17 protein-coding genes are annotated in these 15,613 nt (G+C 73.5%); 5 read left to right on the top strand and 12 right to left on the bottom strand.

The genetic code is table 11. The features are described from left to right. Positions 1-76: 76 nt before the first annotated feature. Entirely contained in the window at positions 77-1,057 is a 981-nt protein-coding gene (locus FHU40_RS21105) for a DMT family transporter (RefSeq protein WP_183594316.1), read from the bottom strand. Positions 1,058-1,226: 169 nt separating this feature from the next. Then, positions 1,227-2,159 (bottom strand): helix-turn-helix domain-containing GNAT family N-acetyltransferase, encoded by a 933-nt coding sequence (locus FHU40_RS21100; protein WP_246391242.1) that lies wholly within the window; start codon positions 2,157-2,159, stop codon positions 1,227-1,229. Positions 2,160-2,296: 137 nt separating this feature from the next. On the opposite strand from FHU40_RS21100, the gene FHU40_RS21095 reads away from it, so the two are divergent. Both FHU40_RS21095 and FHU40_RS21090 read left to right on the top strand, forming a co-directional pair. Continuing rightward, on the top strand, positions 2,297-3,757 hold the full coding sequence (locus FHU40_RS21095) for an NAD(P)-binding domain-containing protein (protein WP_183594315.1): 1,461 nt from the start codon (positions 2,297-2,299) through the stop codon (positions 3,755-3,757). A 12-nt stretch (positions 3,758-3,769) separates the two neighbouring features. Then, complete coding sequence (locus tag FHU40_RS21090; protein WP_221200090.1) at positions 3,770-5,023, top strand: MFS transporter; 1,254 nt, start codon at positions 3,770-3,772, stop codon at positions 5,021-5,023. Here the strand turns inward: FHU40_RS21090 and FHU40_RS21085 are convergent. From FHU40_RS21085 to FHU40_RS21040, 10 genes are all read right to left on the bottom strand, one after another. After that, positions 5,020-6,060, bottom strand: a complete 1,041-nt coding sequence (locus FHU40_RS21085) for a sensor histidine kinase (RefSeq protein ID WP_343057969.1) — start codon at positions 6,058-6,060, stop codon at positions 5,020-5,022. The two genes, FHU40_RS21090 and FHU40_RS21085, sit on opposite strands and share 4 nt — an antisense overlap. Before the next feature lie 70 nt (positions 6,061-6,130). Further along, positions 6,131-7,033: a hypothetical protein gene (locus FHU40_RS21080; RefSeq protein ID WP_183594313.1), complete on the bottom strand. Its 903-nt coding sequence runs from the start codon at positions 7,031-7,033 to the stop codon at positions 6,131-6,133. Beyond that, positions 7,030-7,557: an RNA polymerase sigma factor gene (locus FHU40_RS21075; RefSeq protein WP_183594312.1), complete on the bottom strand. Its 528-nt coding sequence runs from the start codon at positions 7,555-7,557 to the stop codon at positions 7,030-7,032. Before FHU40_RS21075 ends, FHU40_RS21080 begins: the two co-directional genes overlap by 4 nt. 4 nt (positions 7,558-7,561) lie before the next feature. Continuing rightward, positions 7,562-8,806, bottom strand: coding sequence for an MFS transporter (locus FHU40_RS21070; RefSeq protein WP_183594311.1), 1,245 nt, complete (start codon positions 8,804-8,806; stop codon positions 7,562-7,564). A 10-nt stretch (positions 8,807-8,816) separates the two neighbouring features. Continuing rightward, positions 8,817-9,848, bottom strand: a complete 1,032-nt coding sequence (locus FHU40_RS21065) for a MerR family transcriptional regulator (RefSeq protein ID WP_183594310.1) — start codon at positions 9,846-9,848, stop codon at positions 8,817-8,819. 34 nt (positions 9,849-9,882) lie between these two features. Beyond that, positions 9,883-10,800 carry a TrmH family RNA methyltransferase gene (locus tag FHU40_RS21060; RefSeq protein ID WP_246391240.1) on the bottom strand — a complete coding sequence of 306 codons (918 nt, stop codon included), beginning with the start codon at positions 10,798-10,800 and terminating at the stop codon, positions 9,883-9,885. 49 nt (positions 10,801-10,849) lie between these two features. Beyond that, positions 10,850-11,236 (bottom strand): 50S ribosomal protein L20, encoded by a 387-nt coding sequence (gene rplT, locus FHU40_RS21055; RefSeq protein ID WP_183594309.1) that lies wholly within the window; start codon positions 11,234-11,236, stop codon positions 10,850-10,852. A gap of 80 nt (positions 11,237-11,316) precedes the next feature. After that, a complete protein-coding gene (rpmI, locus tag FHU40_RS21050) occupies positions 11,317-11,511 on the bottom strand; it encodes a 50S ribosomal protein L35 (protein WP_183594308.1) in 195 nt (64 codons plus the stop codon). A gap of 88 nt (positions 11,512-11,599) precedes the next feature. Continuing rightward, entirely contained in the window at positions 11,600-12,304 is a 705-nt protein-coding gene (gene infC / locus FHU40_RS21045) for a translation initiation factor IF-3 (protein ID WP_215527642.1), read from the bottom strand. A gap of 314 nt (positions 12,305-12,618) precedes the next feature. Beyond that, a complete protein-coding gene (locus tag FHU40_RS21040; protein WP_343057968.1) occupies positions 12,619-13,161 on the bottom strand; it encodes an SseB family protein in 543 nt (180 codons plus the stop codon). A gap of 80 nt (positions 13,162-13,241) precedes the next feature. Here FHU40_RS21040 and FHU40_RS21035 point away from each other — a divergent pair, with 80 nt between their 5' ends. Genes FHU40_RS21035 through FHU40_RS21025 form a run of 3 tightly spaced genes read left to right on the top strand, consistent with a single transcriptional unit; the run spans position 13,242 to position 15,491 of the window. Beyond that, complete coding sequence (locus FHU40_RS21035) at positions 13,242-13,682, top strand: cellulose synthase (protein WP_183594306.1); 441 nt, start codon at positions 13,242-13,244, stop codon at positions 13,680-13,682. After that, positions 13,682-14,914 (top strand): amino acid deaminase/aldolase, encoded by a 1,233-nt coding sequence (locus tag FHU40_RS21030; protein WP_183594305.1) that lies wholly within the window; start codon positions 13,682-13,684, stop codon positions 14,912-14,914. The genes FHU40_RS21035 and FHU40_RS21030 overlap by 1 nt, the downstream gene beginning before the upstream one ends. Before the next feature lie 4 nt (positions 14,915-14,918). Next, positions 14,919-15,491: a uridine kinase family protein gene (locus FHU40_RS21025; protein WP_343057967.1), complete on the top strand. Its 573-nt coding sequence runs from the start codon at positions 14,919-14,921 to the stop codon at positions 15,489-15,491. The last annotated feature ends 122 nt before the right edge of the window (positions 15,492-15,613 follow it).

Genomic DNA, 15,613 nt, shown 5'->3' with positions numbered 1-15,613 from the left:
TCCACCTATCTGTCAACTGATATTGACTCAATACTTGCTGAGTAGAGTCCGGACGGCAAGTCCGAGCCGCGCCGACTCAGCCGCGACTCGCCTCCACGGGGTCGGCTGCGCGGCCGCGGAGCGCGATAGCGACCGTCGCGGCGACGATGCCCGCGGCTCCGACCCACTGCGTAAGCGCGAGCCGCTCACCGGCCAGGTACCCGGCCGCGAGTCCGAAGACGGGGATGAGCGGCAGGAACGCTCCCGCATACGAGGCGGGCACCAGGCGCAGGGCCGTGATGAAGAACCAGAAGCCGAGGCCGTAGTACACGACCCCGGACGCCGCAGCGACCAGCCAGGTCACGACGTCCGGGCCGGCCAGGCTCCAGCCCGTACCACCGGCGAGGGTGACCACGGTGGCCAGGACGGCGGCGAACCCGAGGGCGGCAGCCTGTTGGACCAGCACCACGGCGAGCGCCGAGTCGTCGAGGAGAAGACGTCGGGTGAGCACCGCGTACGCGGCGCAGAAGCCGACCGAGGCGACGGTCAGCGCGATTCCGACCGGGTCGCCCGCGGCGCCGGGACGGTAGACGACCACCAGCACGCCGAGCACGGCGACCGCGACCAGCACAGCGAGGCCAGGTGGAATACGTTCGCGCAGCACGAGCGCGGCCAGCAGCAGGATGAGTACCGGTTCGAGCGCCCACAGGAGCACGTACATGCTCGCCGTGATGCTCGTCAGGCCGATCAGACCGAGCGCGTACGCGGCACCGGGATTGAGGACGCCGAGCAGGGCCAGGCGTCGCATCGGTGCCGTCCACGCGAAGGGTGCCCGCCGGAGGACGGCGGCGCCGGCGAGCAGGGCGCAGCTGGCCGCCAGCTGGACGGGCAGCAGGGTCAGCGGCGTGACGTCGTCGACGACCTGCTTCGACACGACCGTGCCGAGACCCCAGCAAGCGGCGGCCGCGACCAGCGCGACGATCGCGGCGCGCGCATGGCGACGAGGCCCGGCTTCCCGGCCGGAGACGGAGCCTGCCGGCGGGACGGGAGCAGGGCGGGACGAGGAGGGTTCGGGCATGGCGGCGACTCCGATGTGAGAGTGAGACGGGCGCGACTGAGTGCCGGCGCCTCCGAGGGCGCCAGGGCGGTCAGTTCGCGACGTCCTCGCCGTCGCAGCAGTCGTAGGCAGGCACCCGGCACGGCTGCACCGGTCGGCGTGAACGCACCTGCCCCGTCATGTCGTGCTCCTACTGGTCCCCCGCCTGGTCCTCCGCGCGGCGGCGCTCGAGGAGGACGGTGTCACGCCAGACCCCGTCGAGCTGCCCGATCCGGGAGCGGACCGCCAACGTCTGGTAGCCAGCGGAGTGGTGGAGTGCGATGGAGGACCGGTTCTCGGGGAAGACCGAGGTCTGCAGGGTCCACAGCCCGCCGACGTCGGCCTCGGTGACCTGGCGGAACAGCAGCGCCTTCCCGACTCCGGTGCCGCGTTCACGCTCGGTGACGTAGACGCTGGTCTCACCCACGCCGGCGTAGCACTCGCGCGCCGAGACCGGGCTCACGGCCGTCCACCCGACCACCGCACCGCCGCGTTCGGCGACCCACCGGTGTCCCGGCAGCCACTGGGCGGCGAGGTCGTTCGGGCTGGGGACCTCGGTCTCGAAGGTGGCGTTGCGGGTCGCGATGCCCTCGGCGTAGATCTCGCGCACGATCGCGAGATCGGCGTCGGTCATGGCGCGGGTCGACACGTCGGCCGGCAGGTCCGCCGGGCAGCACGGTGCGGCGGCGAGCGTGCCCATGACCACGTCGGCGGCGTGCGGCAACCCGGTGCAGCAGGCCGGGTTCACGGACACCACGGAGGAGGTGCCGACCTTGTCGACCGCGACGAACCCGACCTCGGCGAGCTTGCGCACGTGATGGGAGGCGGTGGACTGGCTGATGCCGAGCTCGGCTGCCAGGTCGCCGACGCGCAGCTTGCCGGTCGGGGAAGTCGAGACCGCGTGGAGCAGCCGCACGCGGGTGGCATCCGCGAGCGTCGCGAACCACTCGGCGTACGTCTCGGCGGCTCCCGGGTCGAGGACCATCGGCCCGGCGGACACGCCCGGACCGCAAGCGGGATCCGGGCAGGACGCCTCGACCGCATGGGTGGCGGCGCTCGGAAGCTCGGTCGTCCTCGCGGTCATGCCAGCAGCCTAGCGACTTCATCGAAGAAGATCGATGGTTGCGTACATCGATGCTGGTCGATACAGTCTCGCCAGCCCCTTCATCGATCGCTGTCGATGGATTGGCCGCTGCTGCAGCATCCGACGAGGAGACACCGATGAGCACGACCGGTCCGACCACCGCTACTCCCCCGTCCGTGCCGACGCCGACCGCGGAGCTTCCGCTGGTGATCGTCGGCGCCGGCCCGATCGGCCTCGCGGCCGCCGCGCACGCCCGGTCGCGAGGCCTGCCGACCGTGGTCCTCGAGGCCGGCGACTCCGCCGGCGCCTCGATCCTCGAGTGGGCCCACGTCCGGCTCTTCTCCGCCTGGAGCGAGCTCGTCGATCCGGCCGCGGCGAAGCTCCTCGCGCCGACGGGATGGGTGGCCCCTGACCCGCAGGGTTATCCGACCGGCGGAGACTGGGTCGAGCGCTACCTCGCCCCGCTCGCGGCCGCTGTGAACGCGACCGACGAGGTCGACCTCCGGTTCGGGAGCCGCGTGATCGGGGTGGCCCGGTTCGGCCGCGACCGCCTGGTCGCTGCCGACCGGGAACGGCTGCCGTTCACCGTCCACGTCGAGCACGCCGACGGCAGCCGGACCCGCCTCGCCGCGGCGGCGGTCATCGACGCCTCGGGCACCTGGACCGGCCCGAACCCGCTCGGTGGCGACGGCTACCCCGCCGCGGGCGAGGTCGCGCACGCCGACCGCATCGACTACGGCATCCCCGACTTCGCCGACCTCGAGGTCGCGGCCCGCTACGCCGGCAAGCACGTCGCGGTCGCCGGCGCCGGCGCATCCGCACAGAACGTCCTGGTCGGCCTCGGCGGGCTCGCGAAGCAGCACCCCGGCACCCGGGTGACCTGGCTGGTGCGGCGCCCTGGCACCGACGACGCCTTCGGCGGCGGCGACAACGACCAGCTCGCCGAGCGCGGCGCACTCGGCGTACGCGCCAAGGATGCCGTCGCCACCGGCCCGGTCTCCGTGGTCACCTCCTTCCGCACCAGCGACGTCAGCCCCGACCCCGACGGCACGTCCGGCCAGCTGCGCCTGGCCTCCTTCCCGGACACGGTGAGCGGCGGCGGGAAGGTCGTCGGCGGCGTCGACGAGATCATCGTGGTCACCGGCTTCGCCCCGGACCACACCTGGCTGCGACAGGTCCAGCTCGACCTCGACGCGGAGCTCGACGCTCCCGCGCAGCTGGCCGGCGAGATCCACCCGGCCTGGCACTCCTGCGGCTCGGTCAGCCCGCACGGTGCCGACCGGCTCCGCCAGCCCGAGACCGGCCTCTACCTGGCCGGCATGAAGTCCTACGGCCGCGCACCGTCGTTCCTGGCCATGACCGGGTTCGAGCAGGTCCGCAGCATCGTCGCCGAGATCGCGGGCGACCACGAGGCCGCGGCCCGGGTCGAGCTCGTCCTGCCCGAGACCGGCGTCTGCGGCGGCTCCGGACTCTTCGACGGCGAGTCCACCGCCGAGAGCGGCGGCTGCTGCGGCCAGACCGCCGCGGAGCCGGACCTGATCATCATCGGTGGCCCGGCACCGGCCCGGTCGGCCGCACCCGCCGGAGGCTGCGGCTAGCCTGCCGACTCGGTGGAGCCGACGACCGACAGCGCGGAGCCCGCGGTCACCCTGGACCGCGGGCTCCCGCGTACCGCCCTCAGGCGCGTCACCGTCGTGCTGTGCGCGACCGAGATCGTCTCCTGGGGCATCCTGTACTACGCCTTCCCGGTGCTCGCGCCGTCCATCAGCGACGACACCGGCTGGTCCTCGCCCGCCGTGGTCGCTGCGTTCACCGTGGCCCAACTGGTCGCGGCCGGCATCGGGCTCCTCGTGGGCAGGCGCATCCACCACCGAGGCCCCCACGGCGTGATGACCCTCGGCTCGGTCGTCGCCGTCGCCGCGGTGCTGCTGGTCGCCCAGGCCGGATCGTGGTGGTGGTTCGTCGCCGCCTGGTGCGTCGCCGGAGCGGCCATGGCCGCCACCCTCTACCAGCCCGCGTTCGCGGCGCTGACCATCTGGGCCGGTCCGCGCCGGCTCCAGGCCCTCACCGCGCTCACCCTGGTCGCCGGCCTCGCCAGCACCGTGTTCGCGCCACTTACCGCGGTCCTCGACGAGCGTCTCGGGTGGCGCGACGCCTACACCGTCCTCGCCGGTCTGCTCGTCATCACCGTCGTCCTGCACGCCTGGGGACTCCGCGCGCCGTGGCCCACGACCACCGATGTCGCCGCCGGCCCATCTGTCGATGGCTCTGCCGCCGACCATCCGGGCAGCTCGCCCTGGCGGATGCCGGGATTCGCCCGAACCGCGACGGCGTTCACCCTCGCCGCGACGTGCATGTGGTCGGTGATCATCGTCTTCGTGCCCCTGCTGACCGCCCGCGGGTTCAGCACCGAGGCAGCCGCGACCGCACTCGGCATCGGTGGGATCGGCCAGGTCTGTGGCCGGCTCGGCTACCGCCGCCTCGACGCGGCCACCAGCACCGCGACCCGCACCCGGCTCGTGTTCGCCGGCGTCGCCGTCACGACCCTCGCACTCGCCGTCACCCCCGGGCCGTACGCCGCATTGGTCATGCTGTCGTTCCTGGCCGGCATGGCCCGCGGCATCTACACACTCCTGCAGGCCACCGCCGTCACCGACCGATGGGGCACGACCGACTACGCGCGGCTCAATGCCACCCTGGCGCTGCCCCTCACGGCATCCGCGGCGTTCGCCCCATGGCTCGCCACCGCGCTCGCCGCCGGTCTCGGCAGCCACGCCGCCACCCTGGTCGTCCTCGCGCTCCTCGCCGCCGCCTCCCTCGCGGTGGTCCCGACCCGGATCGATGCAGTGGGACCGGTCATCTAGACCGCGTCGGCGACCGACGCAGGCAGCAGCACGACGATCCGGGCGCCGCCGCCCGCGGCGTCCCCGATCGTCACCGTGCCGCCGTGGGCCCGCACCAGGCCGTTGACCAGGTAGAGGCCGAGGCCGGAGCCGCCCCGCTGCCCGCTGGTCCAGAACTTCGTGAAGACCCGGCGGCGCAGCTCGGGCGAGATCCCGTCGCCCTCGTCCGTGACCGCGAGGGAGATGCCGGGACCGTCCGGGGCGTGGTCGGCGTGCTCCAGCGCCACCCGGACGTCGCCCTCGCCGTGCCGCACGGCGTTCTCGACCAGGTTGGTCACGACCTGGGTGAACTTGTCCGGGTCGACGTCGACCTCCGGCAGCCCCTCGGCGACCTCGATCCCCACGGAGCGACTGGTGCCGGCGGCGACCGAGTCCACGACCCGGCGGGCGAGCAGGCCCGCGTCGGAGGGTCGCGGGTAGAGCTGCAGCCGGCCGGTGTCGATGCGGGCCACGTCGAGCAGCTCGGCGATCAGGCGGCTGAGCCGGTCGGAGTCGGCGGCGACCGTGGTGAGCATCAGCTTCTTCTGCTCGTCGTTGAGCTTGTCCCAGCGGTTCAGCAGCGCCTGGACGAAGCCCTTCACGCCCGTCAGCGGCGAGCGCAGCTCGTGGGCGACGGTCGCCACCAGGTCGGACCGCTCCCGGTCCAGCCGGGCCCGGCCGCGGCCGGACCGGAGACTGACCGCCACCGCGCTGACCGGTGCCGTCAGCGCCGGGCGGTGGATCCGGGCGACCACGAGCGCCTCGGTGCCGTCGGGCAGCAGCCACGGCTGCTCCGGCACCGCGGTGCGGGTCGACAGCCCGTCGTAGGGGCTGTTGACCGAGCACCAGTCCCGGCCCTCGTGGTCCTGGAGCGCGAGCACCTCGGCGAGCGGCCGGCCCACGGCCGCCCCCGGGTCGACGCCCAGCCGCCGTCCGGCCGCGACGTTCACCGCGGTGACCAGCCCCTCTGCGTCGGCGAGCACCACGCCGTCCGCGAGCAGGTCGAGCGCGACATCCACGCCGCTCACCCTACGGCCCCGCCGCCGGTGCGCTTCCGCGTCGCGCGCCTCGGCCCGCGTCTCGCTCGGGTCAGTCCGCCGTGCTGCCGCAGCTGACGCTGTGGCGCGGGCGTGGCATCGACCAGGCCGGGCAGCCGTTGTCGCCCGGCGGCGGCACCGGCATCACGAGCAACGGGTCCGTGCCGATGGCCGCCAGGTCGGCGTACGGCGTGGTGAAGGGGGCCGAGCCCGGGTCGGGATCGGTCGCCTTGACGCGCTCGGTGACGTAGGTGAGCAGCGTCTCGGACTTGATCACCTTGACCGTGCGGGAGAACCACAACCGGTCGACATCGACCGTGTCGAGGTCCTTCCTCTGCACGACCATGTGAGACCGCCCGCCCCACATGGGCCGGGTGGCCTCGAGCATGCTGATCACGACGTCGCCGTCATCGGTGCGGGAGACGGTGCACTCGAGGTAGTAACCGCCGTCGAGCCCGTCGCGGCAGTACGCCTCGGGGTCGCCCTCGGCCTCGCTTCGCGCGTGGCTGATCGAGACCGAGTACCGATGCTCGTCGGGACCGTAGCTGACCTCCAGCGCGCTCGCCTTGCTCCAGTACCGCTCCGGGAGGTCCCTCCGCTGGTCGTCGTATGCCGCGAACCGCGACTCGCCGAGCTCGGGCGCGGTCCGCTCGAGCACGCCCCGCACCTGCTCGTCCATGAGCGCGGGCATACGGAGGGCGTCGTAGTCCTCGAGCGCCTGGGCCGACGCGGGGTCCATGGCGGTGGCCGCCCGACCGCCGTCGTCGAGCTGGGTCCACGTCACCAGCGAGGCGCCTGCGACGGCGAGCACCGCGAGCGCGGCCGCCCATTCGGTCACGCGTCGGGTTCGCAGCCTGCGACGCCCGGCCTGCAGGGTCGGTCCGGGCAGCGGAGCGGGGGGCTCGTCGCGCGCGACGTGCTCGCGGAGCAGCGTGCTCAACTCGTGCTGGGTCATCGGTGCTCCTCCGCGTTCGGGGTCTCGGGCTCGGCCAACGCCGAGATGAGCTGAGGCAGATGCTGTCGAAAGGTGTCCAACGCACGCGAGGTCTGGCTCTTCACGGTTCCTTCGGCGACATCGAGCAGACGCGCCACCTCGGCCACCGGCAGGTCGTCAAGGAACCGGAGCGCCACGATCGCGCGCTGCCGAGGCGGCAGTAGTGCGAGCGCGGCCTCCAGGTCGAGCACGGAATCTCCGGGCCCGGTCGCACGGTCGACGCGATCGGGGGTGACGTCGTACAGCAGCTCCGGCCGCTTCCGGCGCAGGTGGGTGAGGCACTCGTTCACGACGATCCGCCGCGCGTAGGCGAGCCGCGTCTCCGGCCGCACCCGCCGCCACGCGACGTACAGCTTGGCCAGCCCCTGCTGCGTCAGATCCTCCGCGTGCTGCCAGTCCCCGACGACGACGTACGCCGTCCGCCTCAGGCCTGGGGCACACGCGACGAAGAACTCGCTGAACTCCCGCTCCCGCCCACCGCTCACACCACTAGTACGCCGTCGGTCGGCCCTGAGGTTCGCACGCCACGCCGACGATCTCGGCGGGCCGCTGAGGGGTTTCGCCCGACGGCATGCTCGCCGCGCTCGCGATCGGCAGCGCCGCACCGGCGAGCAGCACGGCGACCACGGCGAGCGCCCAGCCGAGCCCCAGCTGGGTCGCGAGGGCACCGAGCAACGGCGTCGCGACCAGCACCGGCCCGGTCTGGGCCAGTCCCAGCAGCGACTGGAAGCGCGCGAGCATGTCCGGAGGCGTCCGGGCCACGAACACGGGCAGCATGTGTGCGGTGAAGAGCACCGAGCCCACGCCGACGACCAGCAGCGAGCCCGCCGCGAGGCGCCAGTCGCCGGCGACCGCGAGGACGCCCACCGCGAGCGCGGCCAGCAGCGGACCGGCGGTCGCCGCGCGCCGGCTCGGCGCGCCACGACGGGCGACGACCACGGTCACCAGGAGCCCGCCCGCGACCCACGCGGCCGCCACGACGCCGACCTCGCCGGCCGACCAGCCACGCGCCCGGCCGGCGACAGGCACGCAGAGCATCACGAGCGGCAGCACCGCCCCGGCGAGCGCCATCACGCCGACCACGGTGCGCGGCACACCGGGCGTCGCGGACGCGGCGCGAACGCCGTCGGCGATCGCCCGCCAGCCGCGGCCCGGCGCGGTGACGAGGTGCTCGGCCTCCCGGGGCGGCCGCACCACGATCAGGACCACCAGCACGACCGCGAAGGTCGCCGCGTCGATGCCGGCGGCCGCCGGGAGCCCACCGGTCGCCATCAGGATCCCGCCGAGCAGCGGTCCGGTCACCCGCGCGACCTGGAGGCAGCCGCCCACCAGCGCCATCCGCTTCGCGAGCAGGTCGCCGTCGAAGAACAGCCGCGGGAAGACGCCCTCCGCGGGCCGGCGCAACGCCGCGGCCGTCCCGGAGAGCGTGGCGACGGCCACCAGCGCCCACAGCGGCACGCTCCGGGTGGCGCCGACCGCGAGCGCAGCCATCACGAGCAGCATCGCGGCGTCGCAGCCGACCATCACCCGGCGTACGCCGAACCGGTCGGCGAGCGCACCGCCGAACAGGATCAGCAGGCACAGCGGCACGCTCTCCACGGTCAGCACGAGCGACGCCGCACCGAGGCCGTGGGCGGCGGCCACCCAGCCGAGCACGAAGAACGAGATCGAGTCCCCCGTCGACGACATGGTCGCCGCGGTCAGCCAGGCGCCGAAGGGGCGCCGCGCGCTCATCCGGGGCGGTTCATCGTGGCGCGGGCATGACCAGCGCGAGGAAGCCCGGCTGGTAGGGCGAGCTCAGCCGCACCGCCCGGTCGCCCGCGACCACCTCGAGCAGCACCTCGGGGCCGAGGCACGCGCCGAGTGCCCGACGCAGCAGCGCACTTCCCATCCACAGCGTCACGGCCGGTCCGCGGACGGCCGCGGGCACGGCGTACGACGGCGCCTCGTCGGCACCGACCAGGATGCCCGCCGGGCCGATCTCCAGGCCGACCTCGGCGCGGCCGGTGCGTCCGACCGCGTCGCCCAGCTCCGCGGCCGCCACCAGCACCTCGGTGGCAGCCGGCTCGAGTCCGTCGACGAGCAGCCGATGGGCCGGATAGGGCGTGGTGCGGCCGTCGACGCCGAGCAGGTCGCCGCCCCACGTCAGTCCGTCGCCGACGATCTCGAGGTCGACCTCGTCGCGATCGTCGAGGCGGTCGGCGAGCCGTGCGGCCTCCGCCAGCCCGAGCACCACCCGACCCTCGCCGACGAGGTCGGTCGAGGCGATCGAGCGGATCGCCATCCAGTACCGGTTCGTGGCGACGACGTCGACGCCGGCGCCCGACACGTCGATCAGGACGGCACTCAGCGGCGAGGCGGGGTCGCGCTCGGTGGCGATCCGGACCTGGCGCAGCGCCGACGCGAGCACCCGGGCGTCGACCCGGGCCCGAGCGTCGTGCGGCGCGTCCGCGCCGAGCACCTCACGCAGCAGCGCTCGCGTGCGAGCCGCGTCGGCGACGCGCTCCTCCACGAGCGTGGCGAGGGCGGCGCCGGCCTCGTGCTCGGGGCCGTCGAGGACCCGTCGCATCACCTCGATCGGCACGCCGGCCTCGCGCATGGCGACGATGAGCCGGGCCCGGTCGGCGAGGTCGGGCGTGTAGTACCGGTAGCCGGTCGCGTCGTCCACCTCGGCCGGCGGCAGCAGGCCGCACTCGTCGTAGTGGCGCAGGGCGCTGGCGGTGAGGCCGACGGCGCGGGCGAACGCGCCGATGGTCAGGAGCGGCGAGGAGGTCACGACGCCAACGCTCGGGTCTCGGGCGACCTGAAGGTCAAGCCCGCCGGTGCACGCGCGCCGACGCGTAGAGGCACAGCGCGGCGGCGGTGGAGAGGTTGAGGCTCTCGGCACGGCCGTGGATGGGGATCCGGACCCGGTGGTCGGCGAGCTCCGCCAGCTCAGTGGGCAGGCCCCACGCCTCGTTGCCGAACAGCCATGCGGTCGGCGCCGCGAGCAGGTCGTCGGCGTGGTCGAGGTCGACCTCACCGGCGCCGTCGGCGGCGAGCACTTGCAGGCCCGCGGCCTGCGCGGCGCGTACGGCGGCGGCCGGATCGGGCTCGATGGCGAGGGGCAGGTGGAACAGGCTGCCGACGCTCGCGCGCACGGTCTTGGGGTTGTAGGCGTCGACCGAGTGACCCGCCAGCACGACGGCGTCGGCGCCGGCGGCGTCGGCGCAGCGGATGACCGTGCCCGCGTTGCCCGGGTCGCGGACGTCGGCGCAGATGGCGACGAGGTGGGGGGTGGTTTCGAGGCTCGGCGCTGGCGCGCCTCGCACCTCAACCACCGGCGGCTCGGCCGGCGCGCCTCGCACCTCAACCACCGGCGGCTCGGCCGGCGCGCCTCGCACCTCAACCACCGGCGGCTCGGCCGGCGCGCCTCGCCCCTCAACCACCGAGGAGAGCGACTTGTCCAGGAAGGTGCAGACCGCGACCAGGCCGGCCGGGTTGACGCTGTCGCTGAGCGAGGCCAGCGCACGGTCGTCGACGAGCGTCCACCGGGGCGCGGCACCGGCGAGGTCGGCGTACTGCTCGGTCGCGGCGGGCGTGGCGAAGACCTCGACCACGCACCCCTCGACGTCGAGGGCGCCCTCGACGGCCTTCGGGCCGTCGGCAAGGAACAGCCGCCGCTCGGATCGCTCCGAGCGGCGGCTGAGCTTCCGCGCCTCCTTGACCCGCCCGTTCCCCTTCGTCAAGGGAGCGCCGTGGGTCAGGGGCGGAAGATGGTCGTTCAGGCCCACCTGATCAGGCAGAGACCTTGGGCGCGTTGACGTCCTCGGGCAGCGCGGCCTTGGCGGTCTCGACGAGCGCGTTGAACGCGGCGATGTCGTTGACGGCCAGGTCGGCGAGGATCTTGCGGTCGACCTCGACGCCGGCCAGGTTGAGACCCTGGATGAAGCGGTTGTAGGTCAGGCCCTGCGCACGCGCGGCGGCGTTGATGCGCTGGATCCACAGGCGGCGGAAGTTGCCCTTGTTCTTGCGCCGGTCGTTGTAGCTGTAGACCAGCGAGTGGGTGACCTGCTCCTTCGCCTTGCGGTAGAGGCGGGAGCGCTGGCCGCGGTAGCCGCTGGCGCGCTCGAGGGTCGTCCGGCGCTTCTTCTGGGCGTTCACTGCCCGCTTGACGCGTGCCATGGGTCTTTACTCCTTGTTGCTCAAAGTTCTCTGGTGCGGGGGTCTCGACGAGCTCGACCACCGGTGGGGTGGTGCGAGGGTCAGCGACCCAGCAGCTTCTTGGCGCGCGGCACGTCGGCCTTGGCGACCTCGACGGTCCCGGTCATCCGACGGGTGACCTTGGAGGGCTTCTTCTCGAGGTTGTGGCGCTTGCCCGCCTTCTCGCGAAGGATCTTCCCGGAGCCGGTCACGCGGAAGCGCTTGCCAGCGCCGGAGTGGCTCTTGTTCTTCGGCATCGTGTGTCTCTCTCTCATTGCTGCAGATCGCGCCGGCCGAGCGGTCTCGGGCTGGCTCGACCGGCGTTTGTCGCGGTCTGCGGAAGCTTCAGGCGTCGATCTCGGGATCGAGGTTCTCGGAGCGGCCGCGCTCCTTCTTCTGCGCCACCGGTCCGGCGGCGTGGGCGGCGTCGCGCTCGGCGCGCTCCTCCGCCTCGAGGGCGGCGCGCTCGGCAGCGCGCGACTCCTTCTCGGCCTTCATGTCGACCTTGGCGTCGGCCTTCTTCTTGTGCGGGCCGAGCACCATGATCATGTTGCGGCCGTCCTGCTTGGGGGCGGACTCGACGAAGCCCAGCTCGCTCACGTCCTCCGCGAGCTTCTGGAGCAGCCGGAAGCCCAGCTCCGGCCGGTGCTGCTCACGACCACGGAACATGATCGTGATCTTGACCTTGTCGCCGGCGCGCAGGAACCGCACGACGTGACCCTTCTTGGTCTCGTAGTCGTGCTGGTCGATCTTCGGACGAAGCTTCATCTCCTTGATGATCACGTTCGTCTGGTTCCGACGGGCCTCACGGGCCTTCTGGGCGTTCTCGTACTTGAACTTCCCGTAGTCCATGAGCTTGCAGACGGGCGGCTTGCCCTGCGGCGCGATCTCGACGAGGTCGAGGTCCGCCTCCTGGGCAAGCTTCAGGGCCTGGTCGGTCGGCACGATGCCGACCGTCTCCCCGTTGGGTCCAACGAGTCGGACCTCGGGAACCCGGATCCGCTCGTTGATTCGCAGCTCGGTGCTGATGTGTCCTCCTGGTGGCCAGATGACCGGAAACCGGAGTCGGGCCCGGGCCAGGAGGTCCGAAATCAACAGTGGCTTCCGCTTGGTGCAAGCGGAAGCCAGTCGGAGCGCCCCCCACGCGAGGTGGGAGCGCCACCGGGGCGGTCACGGCTCCGACGTACGCCGGAGGCCGAGCGCCTCGGGACCGGACCCGACGACCTGTGCTGTCGCACTGCTGTGACACGGTGCGGCGACTGCGGCCGGTGCGGGTGGGAGGCGATCGTGCTGACCTCCGCTTGTGGGATCTGCTCCGGCTCGGCGGCGGCCCTGGTGGACGCAGTCGGGTCGGAACAGATCGGTCAACGCAAGATGCTAGCCGAAGATTCCCCGTCGGGCCGAATCCAGGCGGTGCCGGCACCGACCCGGGCCAGCGTCCAGCCCTCCGCCAGGCCGCGCAGGTCGTCGCCGTCGACGACGAACCGCACCGGGCCGGCCAGATCGATCACCAGGGCCGCGGCACCGTCCTGGAGCGCCGACCGGGCGGCCAGGTCCGCCGCGACGGGCACCGGTCGTGCGGCGGGGTCCCACGCGGTGAGCGGCCCGGTGCCGGTGAAGGCGAGCAGGGCCAGCCGGCCGTCGGCGCCCTGGAGCAGCACGGTCGCCATGTCGCTGGTCTTGTCGTGCGCGAGTCCGGCCTCGACGTACTCGACCTCGCCGAGCACCGCCACCACCGGCACCAGCAGCCGGGAGCGCTGGAGCGCCGCCAGCACCCCGGCGTACGTCGTCGGGTCGTCGGCCCACGCGGCCAGCGCCTGCGCCAGCTCGGGCTGGGCGGCGCCGTCGTCGCCCGCGAAGCCCGGGTCCGGGATCACGCGGGAGTGGGTGGGGTCGGGCTCGAGCACCCGGCCATTCTCCCCGGAGCCGAGCGACGACCGCGAATCCACCCGAGCCCGCGTCACCTCCGGTGTGGGACATTGGAAGGGTGGACGACGCTGCATGGGCCGCACTCACGCTCAGCCTGACCGTGCTGGGCGGCATCTGGACCTGGGCCGCCTTCCGGCGCCGCGGGCTGACCTCGGGGATGCGTGCGCTCGGCTTCACGCTGCTGCCCCTGGCGGCCTACCTCACCAAGACGCTCCAGATGTTCACCCGCATCGTCGACGCCGTCGCCGACTGGGCGACGCGTCTGGTCTTCAGCCCGACGGTGTGGCTCGGCGTGATCATCGGCGGGGTCGGCGTGGTGCTGATCGTGGTGTCCGGCATGATGCGGACGCGCCAGCTCGGGCAGGCCCGGCCCGAGAAGCCGCAGGGCGGCTCGACCGAGCTGCCCGCCGGCGGCGCCTCGCGGAAGGCGCCGGCGATCGACACCGACCCCGAGATGGCCGAGATCGAGGCCCTCCTGCGCAAGCGAGGCATCAACTGATGGCACCACCCCGGCGACAGCCGAGCGCCGTGGATCGCAACCGGCTGTGGTCGCGCCTCAACGACGCGGTCGCGAAGCAGGGCGTGCCGCTGCCGACGCCGGTCTTCGTGGTGGACCTCGATGCGTTCGACGCCAACGCCGACGACCTGGTCCGCCGGGCCGGCGGCCTCCCGGTCCGGATCGCGTCGAAGTCGGTGCGGGTCCCGGCGCTGATCGAGCGCGCACTCGCCCACGACGGGTTCCGGGGCGTGCTCGCCTTCACCCTGCGCGAGGCGCTCTGGCTGCACCGTCAGGGCATCTGCGACGACATCCTGGTCGCCTACCCCACGGTCGACCGTGGTGCCCTGGCCGAGCTGACCTCGTCGCCCGAGGCCGCGGCCGACATCGTGATCATGGTCGACAGCCCGGCGCACCTCGACGTCATCGACGGCGCCCGGCCACCGGGTGGCGCGGAGGTCCGGGTCGCCGTCGACGTCGACGCCGGCCTCAGGCTCGCCGGCCAGCACATCGGCCCCAAGCGCTCCCCGCTCCAGGACACCGCCTCGATCGTGGCATTGGCCCGCGAGATCGACCGGCGCGCCGGGTTCCGACTGGTCGGCGCGATGACCTACGAGGGCCAGGTCGCGGGCCTCCAGGACGTGGTGCCGACCGCGCGGGCCAGGTCGATGGTGCTGCGCCGACTCAAGTCGCTGTCGATGTCCCAGCTCGCCGTACGACGGCGTGAGCTCGACCGGGCGCTGCGCCAGGTCGCCGACCTGGAGTTCTGGAACGGCGGCGGATCCGGGTCCGTCGAGGCCACCGCCGCCGATCCGGTCGTCACCGAGATCGCGGCCGGCTCGGGCTTGCTCGTGCCGACGCTGTTCGACCACTACGCCTCGTTCGAGCCGCGTCCCGCGTCGTACCTCGGCCTGCCGGTGGTCCGCCGCCCCGCCCCCGGCATGGTCACCGTGCACGGCGGCGGGATCGTCGCCTCCGGCCCCGCTGGCGCCGACCGGCTGCCGACGCCGTGGGCCCCGGCCGGGCTGTCGCTCACCAGCCTCGAGGGCGCCGGCGAGGTGCAGACCCCGATCACCGGTCAGCCGGCCGACCTGCTCGAGGTGGGCGACCTGGTGTGGTTCCGCCCGGCCAAGTCGGGCGAGCCCTTCGAGCACGCCCTGAGCGTGCACCTGCTGTCGGGCGACGAGTTCGTCGACACCGTGCCGACGTACCGGGGCTGTGGCCAGGCCTTCTGAGGCCGTGGCCTCCTCCGCCCCGCTGGGTCGGCGCGCGGAGGAGCCCCCGGTCGTACGCGTGCTGGAGTTGGCCCGGAGCCGCCCGCCGACCCTCGGCGCGGGGCGCCTGGTCTGCCTCGACGGCCAGGCCGGGTCCGGGAAGACCACGCTCGCGGACGCCCTGGCCGAGCTGGCCGGCGACGCCGTGGTGGTGCGCATGGACGACCTCTTCGACGGCTGGTCGGGGCTGGCGAGCGTCGGCGCCCAGCTCGAGAGCCTGCTCCGCCCGCTCGCGGACGGCCGGCCGGGCAGCTACCGCCGCTACGACTGGCTGCGCGGGGAGTACGCCGAGACCGTGACCGTCTCCCCCGTCCCCCTGCTCATCCTGGACGGCGTCGGCTCGGGCTCGCGCCAGGTCGCCGACCTGGCCACCGTGCTGGTCTGGCTCGAGGCGCCCCGCGACGTCCGGATGCGGCGCGGCATCGAGCGCGACGGCGACGCGTTCGCGCCGTACTGGGAGCAGTGGGCCGCGGCCGAGGCCGAGCACTTCGCCGAGCACTGCACCCGCGAGCGGGCCGACCTGCGCTTCGCGACCTAGGGACGCGAGGCCCTCGACGCTCCGGTAGCCGCGGGTTTCGGCTGCTGGCAGCCGAAACCCGCGCGGCGCGCCGGGGCTCGTCGGCGTGTCGTGCGGGCGGCGGCTGCCAGGTGGGAGTTGGG

The organism is Nocardioides soli (assembly GCF_014191495.1).
GTDB classification, from domain to species: Bacteria; Actinomycetota; Actinomycetes; order Propionibacteriales; family Nocardioidaceae; genus Nocardioides; species Nocardioides soli.
Note: the sequence above shows the minus strand (reverse complement) of the source record. Positions and strands in the feature narration are given on the sequence as shown.

Excerpts from the sequence above, each read along its gene's own strand:
- rplT (WP_183594309.1), bottom strand. The coding sequence starts at position 11,236 with ATGGCACGCGTCAAGCGGGCAGTGAACGCCCAGAAGAAGCGCCGGACG.
- FHU40_RS21080 (WP_183594313.1), bottom strand. The coding sequence starts at position 7,033 with ATGACCCAGCACGAGTTGAGCACGCTGCTCCGCGAGCACGTCGCGCGC.
- FHU40_RS21100 (WP_246391242.1), bottom strand. The coding sequence starts at position 2,159 with ATGACCGCGAGGACGACCGAGCTTCCGAGCGCCGCCACCCATGCGGTC.
- FHU40_RS21105 (WP_183594316.1), bottom strand. The coding sequence starts at position 1,057 with ATGCCCGAACCCTCCTCGTCCCGCCCTGCTCCCGTCCCGCCGGCAGGC.
- FHU40_RS21095 (WP_183594315.1), top strand. The coding sequence starts at position 2,297 with ATGAGCACGACCGGTCCGACCACCGCTACTCCCCCGTCCGTGCCGACG.
- FHU40_RS21070 (WP_183594311.1), bottom strand. The coding sequence starts at position 8,806 with ATGAGCGCGCGGCGCCCCTTCGGCGCCTGGCTGACCGCGGCGACCATG.
- rpmI (WP_183594308.1), bottom strand. The coding sequence starts at position 11,511 with ATGCCGAAGAACAAGAGCCACTCCGGCGCTGGCAAGCGCTTCCGCGTG.
- FHU40_RS21030 (WP_183594305.1), top strand. The coding sequence starts at position 13,682 with ATGGCACCACCCCGGCGACAGCCGAGCGCCGTGGATCGCAACCGGCTG.